Below are 21,226 nucleotides of genomic sequence, written 5' to 3' on the forward strand. Positions count from 1 at the left end.
TAATTTATTTCCGATGTTAGAAGGTAATCGCCTGCCCAACAAGCGGATCATCTTGATAAGACAGTTAAGCAGCTCAATGATCTTGAAAAAGGCATTGTTGCTAAACTTGGGTTGTTTAAGTATTAAATGTAAAAACGGCTAGAAGGCTAGCCGTTTCATTTACGCTTTAATGACTCCTAAAATTGATATTGGAACCCTAGCGCCCATTCATTTACATCATTTTCTCTTAGCTTATAATGGCTATAGTTAATCGAAACATCTGTATTATCAAGCACTGGATAAGCTAATTGCCCGCCAAAATAAGGGCGTGTATTAGTGTCACTATATGTAATTTTTTGCCCCGTAGATGAGCGGCTATCGATTGAATAATGATAATGGAAAGCCCCTACAAAAACCTTACTCTTAACTTGGCCCAACAGCGGAAATACATAAGCAGTTTGTATCGCAGGTCCTTGTGATAACACCGGCACGGTTTGTGATACATTTAATTGCGCATTACTTGGATCAAGCGTATCTCCAACAAAGGTCATACTACCTTCACCTAAGTTGATATAGCGTACGCCAAATTGCCAATTAGTCGCTAAGGAATAAATTGCGCCTATTGACCAACTAATATCGGTATCATCGTATTCAGTATTCGCTAGTTCGACTGATTGATTAGTTGTGGTCGAGCCTGCAACGGCCGCATAACCAATCGTGCCATCCATAGACCACTCATCAGCTAGTACAGGCTGACTGACTACCGCAGCCGTAGCGAGTAAAGCCCATGGCGTCAGTTTTGATTGGCGACGTATAAAGACTAAACCAATCATTAACAACACCATGGTGCTGCCTAAACTACCTGATGAGCTATTTTTAACCGTGGTGGTTGTATAAGCTTTTACGGTCACTTTTACTTCTCCTTTAGCTTCAGCACCTTTACTGTCAGAAACTGTATACTGAATAAAATCAACACCTTCAAAACCTGCTTTGGGTTGGTAATTCAATGTGCCATCGTTATTGATAGTGACTGTGCCTTGCGTAGCTTGCGCGCTTATTAAACTAAGTGCGTCGCCATCCGCATCGCTGTCATTGGAGAGCACATCAATAACTATTTGCGTGCGATCATTGGTGCTTGCAGTATCAGCAATAGTTGTTGGGGCACTGTTCACAACCACACTAACAGTCGCTGTACCAAAGGCTGTTCCACCTTTACCATCAGACACACTGTAGTTGATTGTTGCGGTACCAATAAAATCGAGTAATGGTTGATAGCTAAGTTGATTATTAACGATTGCTACCTCACCAAAATCAACACTTGCACTGGTGAGCGTCAGTACATCATTATCTGCATCGCTATCATTACTAAGCACATCAATAACAATACTATTACCTAGTGCAATAGTTACTTGATCTGATTGTGTAACAGGCGCGCTGTTATTACTGCTCATAACGCTAACGCCGCCTGGATCAACAATTTGACCATTCGCTACGCCATCAGCATCATTGATACCACCATCAGTTATGCGTAATTGTACACACCAGTCACCTTCTTTTAGACCTTCTTGCCACAGCTGACTATTTGGTGAAGGGCAATACCCTTGCTCACCCTGAGTAGAATAGAGCTTATCGCCGTTGCTGGTATTAAAGTCAATCCACTCATTATTGATAAGCTTTCTATAAATCGCCCCCGCTGGTATTGGCATTCTTTGCGGAAGCACTATGTGGTAGTTTTCACCTTTTTGCTCCATGGCGGTTACGATAAAGCTAAAGTAGCCACCAGAGTTTTCCATACCAACATCTGCAGGTAGTTCACTTTCAAACAATTGTGCTGCACCACTGCTATTTTGTATGCTTGAGAATGCTTTTCTTAAACATGCTCCCGCATCCCCTTCAACAAGGAACTGCGCGGACTCATTTACTTGCTCAGGTAATACATTACACTCATTAATATTATCCAAATAATCAGGAATACCATCACGGTCATTATCTTGTAGACCTTCGATATTGTCTGGTATTAAGTCATTATCAGTATCGGCAGTTGTTAACTCAGGTAACTGAGCTACCACTTCAACATAACTGGTCACTGTAGTTGATAAGCTATCCACAGCGTCATCTGTTGCGGTTACTGCTATTTCATAAATACCAATATCGAGTTCAGCTGTAGAGAACACAAATGTATCAGCCGCATTACCTAGATCAACAATCCGTTCATCTGCTGCTTGCCAACTAAATGAAATATTATCTCCAGGGTTATTATCTGTTGCCAACGCTGTAATTGTTACGAGATCGTCACTGGCTAAAACAAATGGCCGCGGCTGGTCGTTTTGCTCAGTTTTCGTAACTAAGCTTGGTGCTATATTACTCTCTGAAATAGTCATAATATTAGAAGCTTGCGCGCCAGTATTAAGGTTATCGTCAAGCGTTATAACAATTGTTTCATCCGCTTCAACCTCACTATCGGCAAAGACTCTAAAGTTGATCTCACCAACGAGGCCTTGTTCAATAACCACTTCACCGCTGATTAAATCATGATCATCTGATGTTGCGGTTCCAGATACGCTGTAAGGTACAGTGATAGGATAACTTGCCGCTGGTCCATTCAAGTAAACCCGAGTGGTATAACTTTGATCCTCAGCAACAACTTTATTTTTACCTAGTGATATTTGCGGGTGAACCATTACTTGCTGGCTAGCCATTGTGGTTTTACCACTACTGTCTGTCGCTTGCCAATACACTTGATGTACGCCTGGCGTAAACAACATACTTTGATTGATAGTAGTAACAGGTAGAGGGTTTTGCTCGCTATCAAACGCAAGAGCTGTACCCAACTTAACTCGAGTAAACAATCCTGTTGCATCAACATTCACAGCAGCTGGAGGTGTAATAGTTGGTGCATCCGCTTGGCTATCAGTAAAGTTAATATAAGCAAACCCTGTGCTTTGTGCTTGCGCTGGGTCGGCAATAATATACTCAACTTTAATAGTGCCTTGGGTACTTGCGCTAAATTGATAGACAAGCTGCTGGTCAACAATACTCACTGTACCCACTGACGCCCTAGCACCAATAATTGTTATTACATCACCATCAACATCAGTGTCATTCGCCAATACATCAAGTATATAACGGCCGCTTTCAGTTCGCGCTAAGTCAAAGGTATCTTCCACAGCGACCGGTTGATCGTTTACTGACTCAACAGTAATTAACGCCGTAGCTACAGCTGAACTTGCTTTACCATCAGTCACTAAATAGCTAAAGGTGTCGCTACCATGATAATCAGCCTGTGGCTGATAACTAAATACCGTTCCTTGCACCGTTAAGCTACCAAACTGTGGTTGAGTGACCACTTCTATAACTAAATTGTCGTTATCACTGTCGCTAACCTGAGCACTAACACTGAGGTTATTATCTTCTTTAACGCGCATTACCATATCATTAGCAACAGGCGAAGCATTTACATACGTTACATCAATACTAAATGGGTTAAGCGTACTGCTTAACTGCCCATCGCTTACGGTGATCAAAATATTACTATATAGACCAACGTCATCTCGTGTCGGTATACCACTTAATGTACCACTTGTGCTATCAAACGTTGCCCAACTCGGCTTGTTCGAAATCGTCAATGATAAACTGGTATTATCAATATCTGACACAATTGGCGTAAATGAGTAACCTGTATCTTGCGCGATTGATGTTGCAGGTGAACCGCTGATTGTTGGTGCATCGTTAACATTCACTACTGTCAGTGTAAATGGGGTTAAACTTTGGCTTGCAACCCCATCCGTTACACTCACCGTGATGCCTGCATAACTTCCTACATCAGCATTGCTTGGTCTGCCTGATAGCTCCCCTGTGGTGGTATCAAAGTTCAACCAACTTGGTTTATTTTCAATACTGAAGCTGAGGTTATCGCCATCATTATCTGTCGCTAGTGGTACAAAGCTATATAAGTCATTTTCATTAACCGCTAAGCTTGGTACTCCAGTAATCACTGGCAAATCGTTAATACTATTAATCGTTACTGATACTGTGCTCGGTGCTGAATCAAGTAATCCATCATTCGCTATATAACTAAACTGATCGTCACCAAAGTAATTTGCACTGCCTTGATAAGTAACTTGCTCACCTGAGATAGTCGCAGTGCCATGAGTTGGTTGACTAACGATTGTATAGATTAATGTATCACCATCAACATCACTACCGAGTAAGTTCATAACGACTGGCATGTCTTCATCAGTAACGCCGGTTTGTAGACCAACAACTGGCGCGTCATTCACTGCGGTGATAACTAACGATACCGGCGTTATTGTTGAATCTAATAGTCCATCATTAACAACAAAGCTAAAGCCATCACTGCCGTTATAATTGGCGTTTGGCGTATATAACCAACTATCATTACTTTGCTGCACAAGCGAGCCATGTAATGCGCCTTCATCAAGACGATAGCTTAGATCATCGTTCTCAATATCTGAGCCAACCAAGGTGATCAAAACGCTATTATCTTCTGCAAGTATTAAGCTTTGCGGAATACCTAAAGGCGCATCATTGACTGGGTTTACAGTCATGGTGACAGTAGCAAGGTTAGATACCGCGCCATTGCTGTCTTTAACTGTGTAAGTAAAGCTGTCGTCACCATAGTAATCTGCATTGGCGGTGTAAATGATTGCCCCCGTTGCTGTTACTTGAGTTTGCCCATTGCTTGGTGCACTGACAACCGTCACACTGCTCACATCTAAGCTGTCGCCGATATCAACATCACTGTCGTTACCCAATACGTTAACTTCAAATGAACCTTCTTCTTGCAGTTGGGCGGTGTTATCTAGCGCCACTGGTGCATCGTTCACGGCATTAATGGTCAGTGTGACGGTCGCTGGGGTTGAGCTTAAGCCTTCGCTGTCTGTTAATGTGTAGGTAAAACTAAATACCCCATTCACATCTTGGCTTGGCACGATAGCTAAACTACCATCTAGGTTAACACTGACTGTCGCAAAGTCGTACATGCCCGCCCCCGTGCCTTGGTTTTCAAGGCTTACGTTGGCAGCATTAAAGCCACTGTCTTCTACGTCTGAGTCGTTTGCTAAAATAGCTAACGTTGTTGCGGTATCTTCATCGGTCGTCACTGCATCATTAGCAACAACTGGACGGTCATTCACCGCACCTATATTTACCGTAACGGTTCCTGGCAGTGATACACCGCCTTCGCTGTCGGTAATGGTGTACGTGAAACTGTCTTGCCCTGTAACGTTCGCATCTGGGGTATACACAAAGGTGCCCGCGGCTTGGTCAAACACCACTTGCCCTGAGCTTGGCGCTCTGACTAAGTTAATCGTGCCCGTTGGGATGGTGTCTTCCACATCACTGGCCAGTGAACGCACATTGGTCACTGCTGATGCGGTGTCTTCATCCACACTTAAGCTGATAGCTTGTACCTCAGGGAGGTCGTTCACTGGGGTAATGGTGACTGTCACTGTCGCCGCTGTTGAGGTATTCAATGCCGCATCTTTTACCGTATAAGTAAAGGTGTCTGTCCCCGTTACATTGCTATTCGGTGTATACGTGGCAATGCCGTTGGTGATACTTACCGTGCCTTTACTCGCGGGTAATACGATGGCCGCTGAAGCGACCACTAGGTCATTTTCTGCATCACTGTCATTCGCTACCAAGCTAAAGTTCACTGGCGTGTCTTCTGCAGTGGTGGCACTGTCATCCATGGCAACCGGTGCATCAGCAACCGGCGTTACCGTAAGTGTTACTGTCTGTACCGCCGATAACGCACCTGCGCTATCACGAACTTGGAAGGTGAAGCTGTCGCCGTGGTTTTCACTGCCGTCATGTTGATAACTAAAGCTACCATCGCTGTTTAAGCTGACACTACCAAATTGTGGTTGACTGACCAGCTCTGCGCTGAGTGTATCGCCTGCATCATCATCGCTGGCGTTACTTAATAACCCGTTTGCAAGTGCCACGGTTAATGTCGCGGCTTCATCGAGGTTAAACGCGAAGTTTTGCCCTACCGGCGCATCGTTGGTGTTGGTGACCTCTAATGTAAATGGCGTTAAACTGGCGCTATCAGTACCATCGTTAACACTGATAGTAATAGCCGCGTAGCTGCCTACATCCTCGTTCTGTGGCGTGCCCGCTAATTCGCCCGTGCTGGTGTCAAAGCTCGCCCAGCTTGGCTTATTAATGATGCTGAAACTGAGGCTATCACCATCAATATCACGCACTAATGGCGTAAACTGATACTGACTGTCTTCGCTTACCGTGGTGTTCGGTGTACCACTGATTGTCGGTGCATCGTTAACGTTCTTAACTGTGAGATTAAAGCTACTCAGTGCTGTAGTAATCGCGCCGTCTGATACTGAAATAATAATGTTATTATTTACGCCGACATCATCATTACTTGGCGTACCTGACAACTGCCCAGTGCTGCTATCAAAGTTTGCCCAGCTCGGCTTGTTGCTAATGCTAAAGGTTAAGCTGTCGCCATCAATATCGCTGGCTGTTGGGGTAAACCTATAAAGGGTATCTTGATCAACATTTAATGTTGGAGCACCACCAATCGTTGGCGCGTCATTGACGTTGATCACCGTTAAGCTAAATGCCGGTAAGCTTACCGTATCCATGCCATCGCTGACACTGATCACAATATTACTATACACACCCACATCACTGTTACCAGCGGTACCACTGAGCAACCCGGTACTGCTATCAAAACCCAACCAACTTGGTTTATTACTGATGCTAAAGGTTAAATTATCACCCTCGGTGTCAGTTGCCGTTGGCGCAAAACTATAAACGATTTTTTCACTCACTGACACAGTCGGTGAACCGCTGATCACTGGCACATCATTGACACTGCTCACGGTCACTGTGATCACCGCTGGTGCTGAATCCACGCTACCATCGTTAGCAACAAAGCTAAAGCTATCGGTGCCAAAGAAGTCACTCTCACCTTGGTATATTGCTTGCGAGCCAGTCAATGTAACACGGCCATTTTGTGGCTGACTGCTGATTTGATACGTTAAGGTATCGCCTTCGATATCGCTGGCGGCAAGGTTGATAGTCAGTGGCGTATCTTCATTTACTGACACCGCCTCTGCACTGGCAACTGGGGCATCATTTACAGCATTAACGGTTAAGTTAACACTAACAGGAGCTGAATCTAACGCACCATCATTGGCTACAAACGTGAAACTATCACTGCCGTTATAATCTGCCGCAGCTGAATACAACCAACTATCACTGCTTTGTTGAACTAGCGTTCCGTGTGCGACATCAGTATCAATGCGATAAGTTAAGCTGTCATTTTCGATGTCTGTCGCAAGCAATGTGATCAATAAGCTTGCATCTTCATCAAGGCTAAGGGTTTGCGTTTGTGCCACCGGCGCATCATTGACTGGGTTCACGGTCATGGTGACAGTAGCAAGGTTAGATACCGCGCCATTGCTGTCTTTAACTGTGTAAGTAAAGCTGTCGTCACCATAGTAATCTGCATTGGCGGTATAAATGATTGCCCCCGTTGCGGTTACTTGAGTTTGCCCATTGCTTGGTGCACTGACAACCGTCACACTGCTCACATCTAAGCTGTCGCCGATATCAACATCACTGTCGTTACCCAATACGTTAACTTCAAATGAACCTTCTTCTTGCAGTTGGGCGGTGTTATCTAGCGCCACTGGTGCATCGTTCACGGCATTAATGGTCAGTGTGACGGTCGCTGGGGTTGAGCTTAAGCCTTCGCTGTCTGTTAATGTGTAGGTAAAACTAAATACCCCATTCACATCTTGGCTTGGCACGATAGCTAAACTACCATCTAGGTTAACACTGACTGTCGCAAAGTCGTACATGCCCGCCCCCGTGCCTTGGTTTTCAAGGCTTACGTTGGCAGCATTAAAGCCACTGTCTTCTACGTCTGAGTCGTTTGCTAAAATAGCTAACGTTGTTGCGGTATCTTCATCGGTCGTCACTGCATCATTAGCAACAACTGGACGGTCATTCACCGCACCTATATTTACCGTAACGGTTCCTGGCAGTGATACACCGCCTTCGCTGTCGGTAATGGTGTACGTGAAACTGTCTTGCCCTGTAACGTTCGCATCTGGGGTATACACAAAGGTGCCCGCGGCTTGGTCAAACACCACTTGCCCTGAGCTTGGCGCTCTGACTAAGTTAATCGTGCCCGTTGGGATGGTGTCTTCCACATCACTGGCCAGTGAACGCACATTGGTCACTGCTGATGCGGTGTCTTCATCCACACTTAAGCTGATAGCTTGTACCTCAGGGAGGTCGTTCACTGGGGTAATGGTGACTGTCACTGTCGCCGCTGTTGAGGTATTCAATGCCGCATCTTTTACCGTATAAGTAAAGGTGTCTGTCCCCGTTACATTGCTATTCGGTGTATACGTGGCAATGCCGTTGGTGATACTTACCGTGCCTTTACTCGCGGGTAATACGATGGCCGCTGAAGCGACCACTAGGTCATTTTCTGCATCACTGTCATTCGCTACCAAGCTAAAGTTCACTGGCGTGTCTTCTGCAGTGGTGGCACTGTCATCCATGGCAACCGGTGCATCAGCAACCGGCGTTACCGTAAGTGTTACTGTCTGTACCGCCGATAACGCACCTGCGCTATCACGAACTTGGAAGGTGAAGCTGTCGCCGTGGTTTTCACTGCCGTCATGTTGATAACTAAAGCTACCATCGCTGTTTAAGCTGACACTACCAAATTGTGGTTGACTGACCAGCTCTGCGCTGAGTGTATCGCCTGCATCATCATCGCTGGCGTTACTTAATAACCCGTTTGCAAGTGCCACGGTTAAGGTCGCGGCTTCATCGAGATTAAAGGCAAAGTTTTGCCCTACCGGCGCATCATTGGTGTTGGTTACCTCTAATGTAAATGGCGTTAAACTGGCGCTATCTGTGCCATCGTTAACACTGATAGTAATAGCCGCGTAGCTGCCCACATCCTCGTTCTGTGGTGTGCCCGCTAATTCGCCCGTGCTGGTGTCAAAGCTTGCCCAGCTTGGCTTATTAATGATGCTAAAGGTATGGGTATCTTGCGTATCGCTGTCTGTAAGGGTGGGTATAAAACTATATGCTGCATCTTCAGCTGTAGTTGTACTTGGTGAACCACTTAACACCGGTACGACGTTGTATTTTTTAGTTACTGTGGCAGTTACTGCTGCGCTGGCATTGCCTGCGGTGTCTGTAACTATTGCTGAGAACGTTAACACTCCCTCTGCCAATGTTGTAACATCGATACCTGTAATTTGCTGCGTAACAGCACTAATAGTTGCGTTACCAGTAACAGAATTACTGCCATCACTTATCTGGTAACTAAGCGAACCACTTCCTTCAAGCCCAGTAAAACTAACACTCATTGCAGATTCGTTATCCGCATTAATTAAGCTTTGATCAACGCTAACTGCATGCCCGGTTGGGGTGGTATTATCTAAAGTAATTGAGCTGGTCGCCGCTGGTGAAGTATTCCCTGCGGTGTCAGTTTGCGTTACCGATACTGTTAAGGTGCCATTATTAAGTGCACTTATATCTAACTCACTGCCGCTAAGCGTCCAATTACCACCACTACCAGCTGTAACCGTGGCATTTACACCGCCAATATCAACCTTAACTGCAGCGCCTGATTCTGCCCCAGAGCCGGTGATCAATACACTATCATCTTCACTAGCGTTAACTATGCCATCGACTTCGATTGGCGTATTAATAGTAACAACTGGCGGTGCACTGTTATCCAAGGTTATCGTCGTCGTTGCCGCTGGAGAAATATTACCCGCGCTGTCAGTTTGCGTTGCTGATACCGTTAATGTGCCATTATTTAATGCACTGATATCTAACTCATTACCACTGAGAGTCCAACTACCGTTGCTATCAGCAGTCACGGTGGCATTTACACCGCCAACATCAACCTTAACTGCAGCGCCTGACTCTGCCCCAGATCCTACAATTAATAACGCATTATCTTCAGCAGCATTCACAATGCCATCAACAGCGATCGGCGTTGTGATAGCCAATGCATTTGGCGCAACATTATCTAAGGTTATAGTGGTTGTAGCTGCAGATGAAATATTTCCTGCGCTATCGGTTTGCGTTGCAGATACTGTTAATGTGCCATTATTTAACGCGCTAATGTCTAATTCACTGCCATTAAGTGTCCAGTTACCGCTGCTATCAGCTATCACAGTGGCATTTACGCCGCTAATACCCACTGTCACTGTTGCGCCAGCTTCTGCACCTGACCCTGTGATCAACACAGCATTGTCTTCAGCCGCATTTACAATACCATCTACTGCAATCGGCGTTGTAATAGCCACCGCATTTGGTGCGATGTTATCTAATGTAATTGAAGTTGATGCGGCCGTTGAGATATTGCCCGCATCGTCGGTTTGTGTTGCCGAAACTGTCAATATGCCATTATTTAGAGCGCTGATATCCAGCTCATTACCTGATAATGTCCAATTACCACTTGAGTCTGCGGTAGTCGTTTTAGTCACCCCACCGATACTCACAGTGACTGTTGCGCCTGACTCTGCTCCCCCGCCTTGGACTAATACATCATTATCCTCCGCAGCGTTAACTTTACCATCCTCCTCAATAGGCGTAATAAAGGTTGGTGCGTTTGGTGCTTGGTTATCCAACGTTATTGTTGTAGTTGCAGCTATTGAGACATTACCTGCGCTATCGGTCTGAGTTGCCAAGACCGTCAGCGTACCATTATTCAGCGCACTGATATCCAGCTCGTTGCCCGATAATGTCCAATTACCACTTGAATCTGCAGTGGTGGTTTTAGATATACCATCAACATTTACTGTAACTGTTGCACCTGACTCTGCGCCAGATCCTTGCACTAGCACATCGTTATCTTCTACAGCATTAACTTTGCCGTCGCCTTCAATTGGCGTAGTAATCGTCAATGCATTTGGCGCTTGATTATCCAACGTAATTACTGCGGTTGCCGTAGTCGAGGTGTTACCCGCCGCATCAGATTGTGTGGCGCTGACGGTGAGCGTGCCATTATTAAAGCTGCTGACATCAAACTCACTACCACTGATAGTCCATGCCCCAGAGCCATCGGCCGTCACGGTGCGCGATAAGTTATTCGCGCCATCGCTGATAGTTACACTTACACTGGCATTGGCTTCTGCGCCGGAGCCGGTGATCAATACACTGCCATCTTCTACAGCATTGATCCGGCCATCAACCTCAATCGGGGTGGCAATCGTTAAGGCATTCGGTGCTGCGTTATCTAAAATCACTGAGGTGCTGGCTGCACTTGAGGTGTTACCCGCCGCATCACTTTGTGTGGCGCTGACGGTGAGCGTGCCGTTATTAAAGCTGCTGACATCAAACTCACTACCACTGATAGTCCATGCCCCAGAGCCATCAGCCGTCACAGTACGCGATTGGTTATTCGCGCCATCGCTGATAGTCACACTGACGCTGGCATTGGCTTCCGCCCCAGAGCCGGTGATCAATACACTGTCATCTTCTACGGCATTGATCCGGCCATCAACCTCAATCGGGGTCGTTATGGTCAAGGCATTCGGTGCTGCGTTATCTAAAATCACTGAGGTGCTGGCTGCACTTGAAGTATTGCCCGCTGTATCCGATTGTGTGGCGCTGACGGTGAGCGTGCCATCGTTAAAGCTGCTGACATCAAACTCACTACCACTGATAGTCCATGCCCCAGAGCCATCAGCCGTCACAGTACGCGATTGGTTATTCGAACCATCGCTGATAGTCACACTGACGCTGGCATTGGCTTCCGCCCCAGAGCCGGTGATCAATACACTGTCATCTTCTACGGCATTGATCCGGCCATCAACCTCAATCGGGGTGGCGATCGTCAAGGCACTTGGTGCTGCGTTATCTAAAATCACTGAGGTGCTGGCTGCACTTGAAGTATTACCCGCCGAATCACTTTGTGTGGCGCTGACGGTGAGCGTGCCATCATTAAAGCTGCTGACATCAAACTCACTACCACTGATAGTCCATGCCCCAGAGCCATCGGCCGTTACGGTACGTGATAAGTTATTCGCGCCATCGCTGATGGTCACACTGACGCTGGCATTAGCTTCCGCCCCGGAGCCGGTGATCACTACGTCACTGTCTTCCGCTGCGTTAACTTTACCATCGCCCTCTATCGGAGTGGCTATTGTCGGTGAATTCGGTGCTGTATTATCTAAAATCACCGCGGTGCTGGTTGCACTGGAGGTGTTACCCGCCGCATCAGATTGTGTGGCGCTGACGGTGAGCGTGCCGTTATTAAAGCTGCTGACATCAAACTCACTACCACTGATAGTCCATATTCCTGCGCCATCAGCCGTCACAGTACGCGATTGGTTATTCGCGCCATCGCTGATAGTCACACTGACACTGGCATTGGCTTCTGCGCCAGAGCCGGTGATCAATACACTGTCATCTTCTTCGGCATTGATCCGGCCATCAACCTCAATCGGGGTGGCAATAGTTAAAGCATTAGGGGCTGCGTTATCTAAAATCACTGCGGTGCTGGCTGCACTGGAAGTGTTACCCGCCGCATCAGATTGTGCCGCGCTGACGGTGAGCGTGCCATTATTAAAACTGCTGACATCAAACTCGCTACCACTAATAGTCCATGCCCCAGAGCCATCGGCCGTCACAGTGCGCGATTGGTTATTCCCGCCATCGCTGATGGTCACACTGACACTAGCATTGGCTTCTGCCCCAGAGCCAGTGATCAATACACTGTCATCTTCTACGGCATTGATCCGGCCATCAACCTCAATCGGGGTGGCAATAGTTAAAGCATTAGGGGCTGCGTTATCTAAAATCACCGCGGTGCTGGCTGCGCTGGAGGTGTTACCCGCCGCATCACTTTGTGTGGCGCTGACGGTGAGCGTGCCATTATTAAAGCTGCTGACATCAAACTCACTACCACTGATAGTCCATGCCCCAGAGCCATCGGCCGTCACAGTCCGTGATAAGTTATTCGAACCATCGCTGATGGTCACATTAACCGTAGCGCCAGAGTCAGCGCCGCTACCTTGTATAAGCACATGCGCATCTTCCACAGCATTGATCCGACCATCTACTTCAATCGGGGTGGTAATACTCGGTGCACTCACGTTAGTATCAATGGTTATTGTAGTACTCGTTCCATTGGTAATATTACCAGCAGTGTCCGTCGCGCGTGCCACAATAGTATGCGAGCCACTCGTCATTGCTGAGCCTACGGTGATACTCCACACCCCACCACTAACAACAGTACTGCCTATTGAGCCATCAACACTTGAAATAAGAGTAATAGTGTCGCCTGTGGTGCCTGTACCTGTAAAAGTGGGTGTTGTATTATTGGTTATATTATCTGTACTCGAAGAGCCACTATCACTGGCTGCAGTTAGATCGGCTGCACTTGGTGCGCTCGGCGCGATTGTGTCAATTGTCACTGTAAGTGCGCTTGAGCTACTACTGACATTACTTGCTGAGTCTGTTGCTTTTGCTGAAATAGCATGGTCTAAACCGGCAGTTAAAGTGCTAGTGGTAATTTGCCAATTGCCATCGGTCGCTATGCCTGACCCGATTACAGTTGCTCCAGCGCCAACTTGGTCGCTGTAAAGACTAACTGTTGAACCACTCTCAGCAGTGCCACTAAATGTTGGCGTGGTATCGTTGGTAATATTATCCGTAGTAGATAACCCTGAATCAGCCGCCGCATTTAAATCAGGAGTAGATGGCGCACTTGGCGCAACATTATCATTTACCGTTATAGTAAACGCTTTTTGAAAAGTTGTTGTTGCATCGTTACTTTGTACGCACACAATGTAACTTCCTGCACTAAGTGCAGCTTGCGTCTGAATTAAGGTGCCACTGATCTGAAAACTGCTATTGTTTGTGTCAGCGCTACATGTACCGTTTACACTTGCGCCTGAGCTTACAAACGTATAACTATGACTGTCGGTGGTATCTACATCTGAGGTAGTAAGCGCCCCTATATTAGCACCAGGTCCAGTTGATGATTGATTTATACTTGCCGATGAAAGTGAAATATCCGTTGGGGCATCATTTTGCCCAGTAATATTCACTATCGCTTGATTTGTACCCGCGCTGTTTGCTATCCCATCATTAAAGACATAATCCAAAGTCACTGATGATGGAGATTCGGAACTATTTTGATAGGTAATGCTTTGTAAAACTGAGTCTACAATTGCAGATGTAGCATTAGCATTAAAGGTCAGTACCAAGGTACCTGAGGAGTTAGTCGTTACCGTTCCGACTGTGGTCGAATTATAAGTAAACGTATTGCCCTCAATTAGCGCGCCCAATAAGTTATTGTTCGCAAAAACATCTTCAGTACTCGCCCCACCGTTTCGACTAATAGTTAAACTGGCATTATTATAATTACCAATTGCGCCATTAAGGGCATCGAGCTCAGTATCAGCGATAGTCACATCTGAGTCGATAACAATTGCAGAGCCATTTTCAATGAAGGTTGCACCGCCATTCAAACTACTAAATACGGGGGCGCTATTTGGCTCAACAAAAGTTATTATGGTATCGCTACCACTTTCAGCAACGCTAAAAGCTAGACTTGAGCCTGGTGAATTACTTAATGAGAGCGTAAGCTCAGAAATATTAAAATCGGTGGCATCTGTATCAACTTCTAATGTGCTAGTGCCATTAAATCGCACATTTGCACTTGAAAGCCCTGTCACGCCAGTAATCGTTAAGGTATCACCTACGGCTAGATCGGTGATGGTATCCCCTGATAATTGTGATGCACTGCCGACAAAATTATCGTTACCTGCATTGCCCGTCATCGAATCAGTACCACCGCCTGGGCGGATGGTATCTGCGCCGCTACCGCCAACAATAGTATCATCGCCATTGAAATTGCTGGCTGTAATCGTCAACATGTCACTGGCAAAGGCTGAAGCATTTATTGATAGGGCTGCTGTAATTTCACCGCCACTCGCATTTGACACTGATACTGCTTGACCATTGGCATTAAAGTTGTCAGTCAAGGTTATCGTGGCATTATTGTCAGTTCCTATTGCCACGCCTTCAACAGCAGACACTGAGGTACTGGTGAAATCAAACGCCCCACCATCCATAAGTTTCAGTGTTTCAGTGCCCGCACTACCCGTTATAGCAGTGCTAAAATTACCAATATTAGCGGCATCAATAGCCACTGTTGCGCCACTAGCTAACGAAAGAGTGCCTATATTTAAAAATCCACCGCCGCTAATGTCTGCACCATCAGTTACTTGTACTTGGTCGGCAACACTATTCTCGCCAATTAACGTGCCCGTGTATGCACTGTTACCAATTGCAAAAATTATGGCGTCGGTTGATGAACCAGCCGTAACATTAGTGGTCCCTGTTGATACGGTGATTGTTCTGGTATTTGTACTGTCATCAGCTACAGCGTAGCTTTCAATGCCAGTTAACGTTGTAAAATCACCATCACCGGTGATAGTAATAGTTTCTGAACCTGGCGCTGTTATGGTGCCCGTAAAACTACTATGCTGGCTGGCCGTCATCGATACTGACGCACCCGAAGCAAGTGTTAAATTACTTACATTACTAATTGTGGCATTACTAATGTTTGCGCCGCTACTCATAGATAATGTATCAGCAACACTATTTTCGCCAGTAATTGTTCCCGTATAAGCTAGTGTGCCAATATCAAACGTAATGGCATCAGTTACCGAGCTAGCTGTTACTGAGTGCCCCGCGGCGCTAATAGATACTGTACGCGCGTTAGTGCTATCGTCATTTAATGTGTAGCTTTCAATTGCTGATACTGTAGCGAAATTACCATCCCCCAAAATATCCAGCGTCTCATTACCACTGCCTGATACAGTGCCTGAGAACAATCCTAGCTGTGATGCAGCAATACTTGCTGAACCGCCACTTGCTACCGTCAAGTTTTCAAAGCCGCTAATTGTGGCGCCAGAAATACTACCACCACTACCAATAGATAACGTATCAGTGCCGGTGTTGCCCGCTAAAATACCGGTTGCGCTAACTGAGCCAATATTGAGAGTATCGTCTCCGGTGCTACCAGTAAAATTTTGCCCCGCAGCGCCAAGGGTGAATGCATTTGGTGCAGATAAAACATACGTTTCAATCGCACTGTTGCCTGTTAGTCCATCCGTTGCTGAGCTAATAGTTATCGTTTCTGTGCCTGGTGCTGTAAACGTTGTAAAACTATCGTGCTGTGCTTCAGTCATAGTCACACTAGCACCACTGGCAAGTGTTAATGATTCAAAGGCAGATATTGTTGCACCACTAAGATCAGCACCAGTGCCAGCCTGCAATATATCGGTACCCGCAGCGCCGTTCAATGTACCTGTTACCGTGAAGGCATTAATATTAACGGTATCATCTGCGCTGCTGCCAGTTACATTTTGCGCTGCGCTACCAAGCGTAAAGGCCATCGCTGCGCCAAGCACATAAGTTTCAATATCCGCATCACCCGTTAGCGTTTGATCGCCATCGGCACTAGCGATAGTAAATTGATTTGTACCTGTACCATTTATAGTAGTGAAACTATCATGCTGCGTTTCACTCAATGTCAATGAACCATTGTTATATGGCGTTAAGGTTTCAAAATTAGCTAAACTTGTAAGCCCAGTTAAATCTACACCTGACACTACTGACAGTGTATCAGTACCGCCACCGCCATCGGCTGTTGACCCAGTTACGTGGCTAGTATTAGCAATTGTGAGTGTTTCATTCTCGCTAGTAAAAGTAATGCTAGGAGATAAATTAGTTCCGTTTGTCGTATTAAATGCAGTTGCTGAACTGCTTGCGGCTGTAACATTACTTACAAATACAGTTGCTGTACGAACGGTGCTATTGTCGTTACCATCATTGATAACCACCGTCACCGTTCTAGCGGTTTCATCGGGTGTATTTGAAGTGTTATTGTAGGTGATATTCTGCAAAAAGGTGGCCACTTCAGCGGCTGATGCTGTTGCACCGGTGATTGAGATGGCATCTTGTAAAGTGATGTCTGAGGCACCCGATATACCAGTCAATGCATTTTGTGCAGTAGCCGAAACACTCAAGCCTTCTGACGCGCCATCCTGGTCATTGCCAAGATTAACAGTTATCGTCGTGATGGTATCGCTGTCCGATTCAGTTACTACAGCATTTGAGGCTATGTTAACCGCACCACTGCCTTCAGAAAAAGAAAGGCTATTGTCATTACCACCTGTGCCTGAATTTAAATCAACAACAGGCTGAGTATTCGCTGTAGTAAAATTAAATGTGGTATCATCACCAATACCCGCAAAACTATTGCCTGCATTATCATCTACCGCTGTGGCATCAATTCTAATTGCATAATCACGATTACCCGATAAGTCAGTTGTCGGATTAATATAAATTTTATCGTTTGTAATCCCAATACGACCTGCACCAGGGCTTGTAGTCGTGCCATCACTGACTAATGCAACATCAAACACCTCAAAATTGCTGCTGTCTGTCACATTACGAATCGTAATATTTCCCGACCCTAACGCGATGTTTTTACTAAAATCAATCGCAATATTATTGCTTGCAGTTACGTTACTGTCGTTATCATTTGGCGTTGAACTTGCATCATCAAATATGGGAGCCGTTGTATCGATTGTGAATGCAGTAATAGTTATTGGTGTATTAGAATTACCTGCTGCATCAGTAACCGTAATCGTACAATCACTGTAAGTACCTGCACTTAATGCTGAGCTATTGTCTGTCGCAGTCAAAGTAATGGTTTGGTTACCCGTGCTGCTAATCGTTGTTGAGCTTGATGTACCACAACTACCACCGACTGATAACGTCCCTGTCTCTGTGGTACTAAAAGTATAATTTGGTGTTGTGTCATTGGAGGGCGTTATAACCGCCGTCACCTCTGCCACGGTTGGTGCTGTGGTATCAACGGTAAAGCTAGGAATGCTGAGTGCAGAGCTTGCGTTACTGGCAGCATCGGTCACCGTCACGGTACAGTTATTATAAGTACCGTCTGTCAACGCCGAGCTATTGTCTGTTTGCGTTAGTGTTATTATTTGATTACCAGTACTGCTGATCGTTGTTGAAGTAGAAGTACCACAGCTCCCCCCCATAGACAGAGTGCCTGCTTCGTCAGTGCTAAAAACATAGTTTGGGGTATTGTCACTTGTTGGTGTAGTAACCGCTGTAATTTCGCTTAAAGTTGGCGCGGTAGAATCAGAAACAGTAGGATCATCAACAACCATATTTAAAACTGCTATTTCTTGAAAATCAGCAGAACCATTGACGCCACCGCTACCATTACTCACAGTCGCCCAACTTACTACTATTTTATCTAAGTTACTCCAATCGACATCATTCGACTCCCAAGTCCCAGCTCCTTGTGTAAAAACTTCAAGTTCGCTTGAGCCAAATGTACTCCAAATCAATTCATCACTTGCAACAGCAACTCCCCCTCTGTAACCTGTAACAGTAAAACTATTGTTATTTAAATCATTACCAGTCGCCCTTCGACCTAAATTCATTGACTTAATAGCAAAAAAGTTTGTCGCTGTTAATTGAAACCCACCAGTGGAATCATTAAATGCGTTTCCATCTGCGGTACTGTAAGGAAGCATAGCAGCATTACTCGCTATTACTTTCTCATCAGTATATTCATTACTTCCTTGTAACCCTGTTCCCCAATCAATTGTAAAATCGGTACTTGTTGATAAACCGACTGTTGCTGTGTGATTATCTACTGCACCGCCAGTATTAACAGACGTATAATCTATCGTACTTTGCGCCCACGAGTTTGCTGATACAGCAAGAGCAACTGACACGCCAAGCAAATGTAAAGATTGAGTTATTTTGTTTAATTGCATAGCGTGCACGCTCCATTGTATTGTTTAAATCAAGATAGGCCCGTACTATCTTAAGGTCGATGACAAATGTTTAACGAACTAACTTCTTGATGGGTATATACCTTGTAAAACAATCTGCCAATTTATCACCTGAAATGGGCTGATTATACTCACAGCTCTAGACGAGCCAGTATTTGCTATAGTGACCGTGCCCCCCCCACTTCCGCCATCCACTACAAGTCCACTAATAGGCGTCAAATTAGGAGCAGGAGAAAAACCGGATTGTTTATAATACCCAGAACTTGAATTAGCAGCTAAATAAGTGTCATCGCTAGGTACTTGCGTATTTGCACCGTTAGTTGCAGCATGCATTACACCTGACACTGTCCCCCCCCCAGAAGACGAGAATACGGCACCATGGGTATGCGTTGGTAGTTGGTCAATCGATAATGAAGTTGCTTCGCGTCCTTCTTTCCAGCCTAATCTATAATCCATCCCTCCAGGCTGGGTTCCCATGCCTAAAGGACTACGCCCTCTCAAATCAGGTAAACCAAATGTCGTTCTGGCGTCTCCACCAAAATTATCTCCTAGCAGTGAAAATAATGCGGTATTCTCACTAATAGCTTGTAACTGGCCTGAGCAAAGCGCCAAGCGTTCGATCGCAAAGTTCCCGCCAAATGGTGTCATTGTGCCAATATATGCATCTGTAGCCATGTCTATAATCCTCTTTATTTACATTTTGGTGACTGTCGGACTTCAAACTCTACACTCGTGTCACTCACTCATTACTTGTCATACATAACCTGCGCAATAGCACAGTTTTTATTTCAGCTTAACTGGGCTGAGAGTCTTCTTGCTGTTCTTGTGCAAACGGATCTGCAGAAAAGACAGGAGGAATAAATAACTCAGGTATGGATACTTGGCGAATACTGCCAACCGATGTTTTGTCAAAACAAACTGTACCTAATTCATTTACACTGATCTCCAATGATGGCGATTTATCCGAAGTAGGAAAACGCCAATACAGTTCAGTGGTTTTATAGCGAACCAATACCATTTGCTCGCATTGGTCGAATTCATCGGGTTGCTCACAAAATTTATCGTGATAATTAGCAAGCTTTTGCTGCCCTAAAAACATCAGCACCAACGACCCCATTCCAGGGATTTCAATTACCCCAGACTCACCCGTACCTACGGTTAATTCACCACTCCCTTCTAGCTTTGAAACAACCTGACCTGCCTCTTTATTTGGCAATGCACCGTTGTTGTATGGGTATATCGCTATGTCATAACCATATCGATTAGTCACATTAATATTTATCTTCATTTGCCATCTCACATCTGAAGTTATGTTTTAAGCACTGTTTGACCCTAAAGCCGATAACACCCACACACATCTATTTATCGCCCCAGAAAAAACACTGCTCCCGAATAAACTTAAGTTTTAAACATTCAAACACACAGCTAAAAATCTTTCTGTACTAACGACAGACCTGCCTCTAAACCAAATAACACCGCAAATCGATAGCCATCAAACACTCCTTGTTGCGTGCCAATAATATCTAAGCGCAATGCGCCATCAACGGTCTTAATCACGAGTCCATTTTGCCTATCAACTTCAATGACCATGCCTGCTTGCACGCCAGTCAAAGCGCTATCTACAACGCTTGCTTGCAACAATTGAAATGCCTCACTGCGGAACTGAAATAGTGCGCACCCTGAGTCAACATTACCCGCACGAGCCATGTTTACAACTTGCTTGCTTGTTTGCTTGTGCCAATTGACTATAAGCTGCTGTTGCTCTACTTGCGGCGCGCTCTTACTGCCGTTCCCTTCTTGATTACGCCATTTTATTTCTTGTTTTTCATCTAGTTGACAGAATTTTTCAACTAGCCTTGGTAGAGCCTGTGCAACTTTGTACTGCACACAGTTCATGGTATCGAAGGGGTGAATTTCTATCTCAACATCTGCCGCAATATTGCCACAATCAACCGATTCGGTTACTTGGTGTAAGGTTAAAGCGGTTGTGTTTTCACCATTTCTCAACTGCCAATATAGTGGGAAAGGCCCTCTATAATCAGGTAAAGGACTGGGATGAATATTGACAAGGTGACCTGAAAAATACTGGATTAATGCAGGGCGGATTTTGTGCCTGAACAGATAAATTAAACCTCGGTTAACCGCCAACCTATCTAGCTGTGCAATCAAACCTTTATCATCTGAGCATTTATAAGTGAGCGTTTCTATAGCACTTTGCTGCAACCAATGTTGTAACTGCATTAAGTCATAGTTTTGCTGCGTATCAACTAATACCACACAAGCTAATTGATTGGTTTGTAATAAATATTGCACAACAGGTAAGCTTTGACAGCTGCCTGTAAAAACTGCGAATTTTTGCATTA

General features: G+C 45.4%; 4 protein-coding genes. All 4 read right to left on the bottom strand.

Translation table 11 applies throughout. The annotated features are described in order from the left end of the window. Window positions 1-176: 176 nt before the first annotated feature. The 4 genes from PSR9079_RS06135 to PSR9079_RS06150 all read right to left on the bottom strand — a co-directional run bounded on the left by PSR9079_RS06135 (window position 177) and on the right by PSR9079_RS06150 (window position 21,224). Entirely contained in the window at window positions 177-18,845 is an 18,669-nt protein-coding gene (locus PSR9079_RS06135; protein WP_149980775.1) for a tandem-95 repeat protein, read from the bottom strand. 78 nt (window positions 18,846-18,923) lie between these two features. Beyond that, complete coding sequence (locus tag PSR9079_RS06140; RefSeq protein ID WP_149980776.1) at window positions 18,924-19,538, bottom strand: phage tail protein; 615 nt, start codon at window positions 19,536-19,538, stop codon at window positions 18,924-18,926. A gap of 118 nt (window positions 19,539-19,656) precedes the next feature. Continuing rightward, the gene (locus tag PSR9079_RS06145) at window positions 19,657-20,151 is read right to left on the bottom strand and encodes a hypothetical protein (protein WP_149980777.1); all 495 of its coding nucleotides are present in this window, start codon (window positions 20,149-20,151) and stop codon (window positions 19,657-19,659) included. A 137-nt stretch (window positions 20,152-20,288) separates the two neighbouring features. Beyond that, a complete protein-coding gene (locus PSR9079_RS06150; RefSeq protein ID WP_149980778.1) occupies window positions 20,289-21,224 on the bottom strand; it encodes a formyltransferase family protein in 936 nt (311 codons plus the stop codon). Between the last annotated feature and the right edge of the window lie 2 nt (window positions 21,225-21,226).

This window comes from Pseudoalteromonas rhizosphaerae, assembly GCF_902498845.1.
In the GTDB taxonomy this organism is placed as follows: Bacteria; Pseudomonadota; Gammaproteobacteria; order Enterobacterales; family Alteromonadaceae; genus Pseudoalteromonas; species Pseudoalteromonas rhizosphaerae.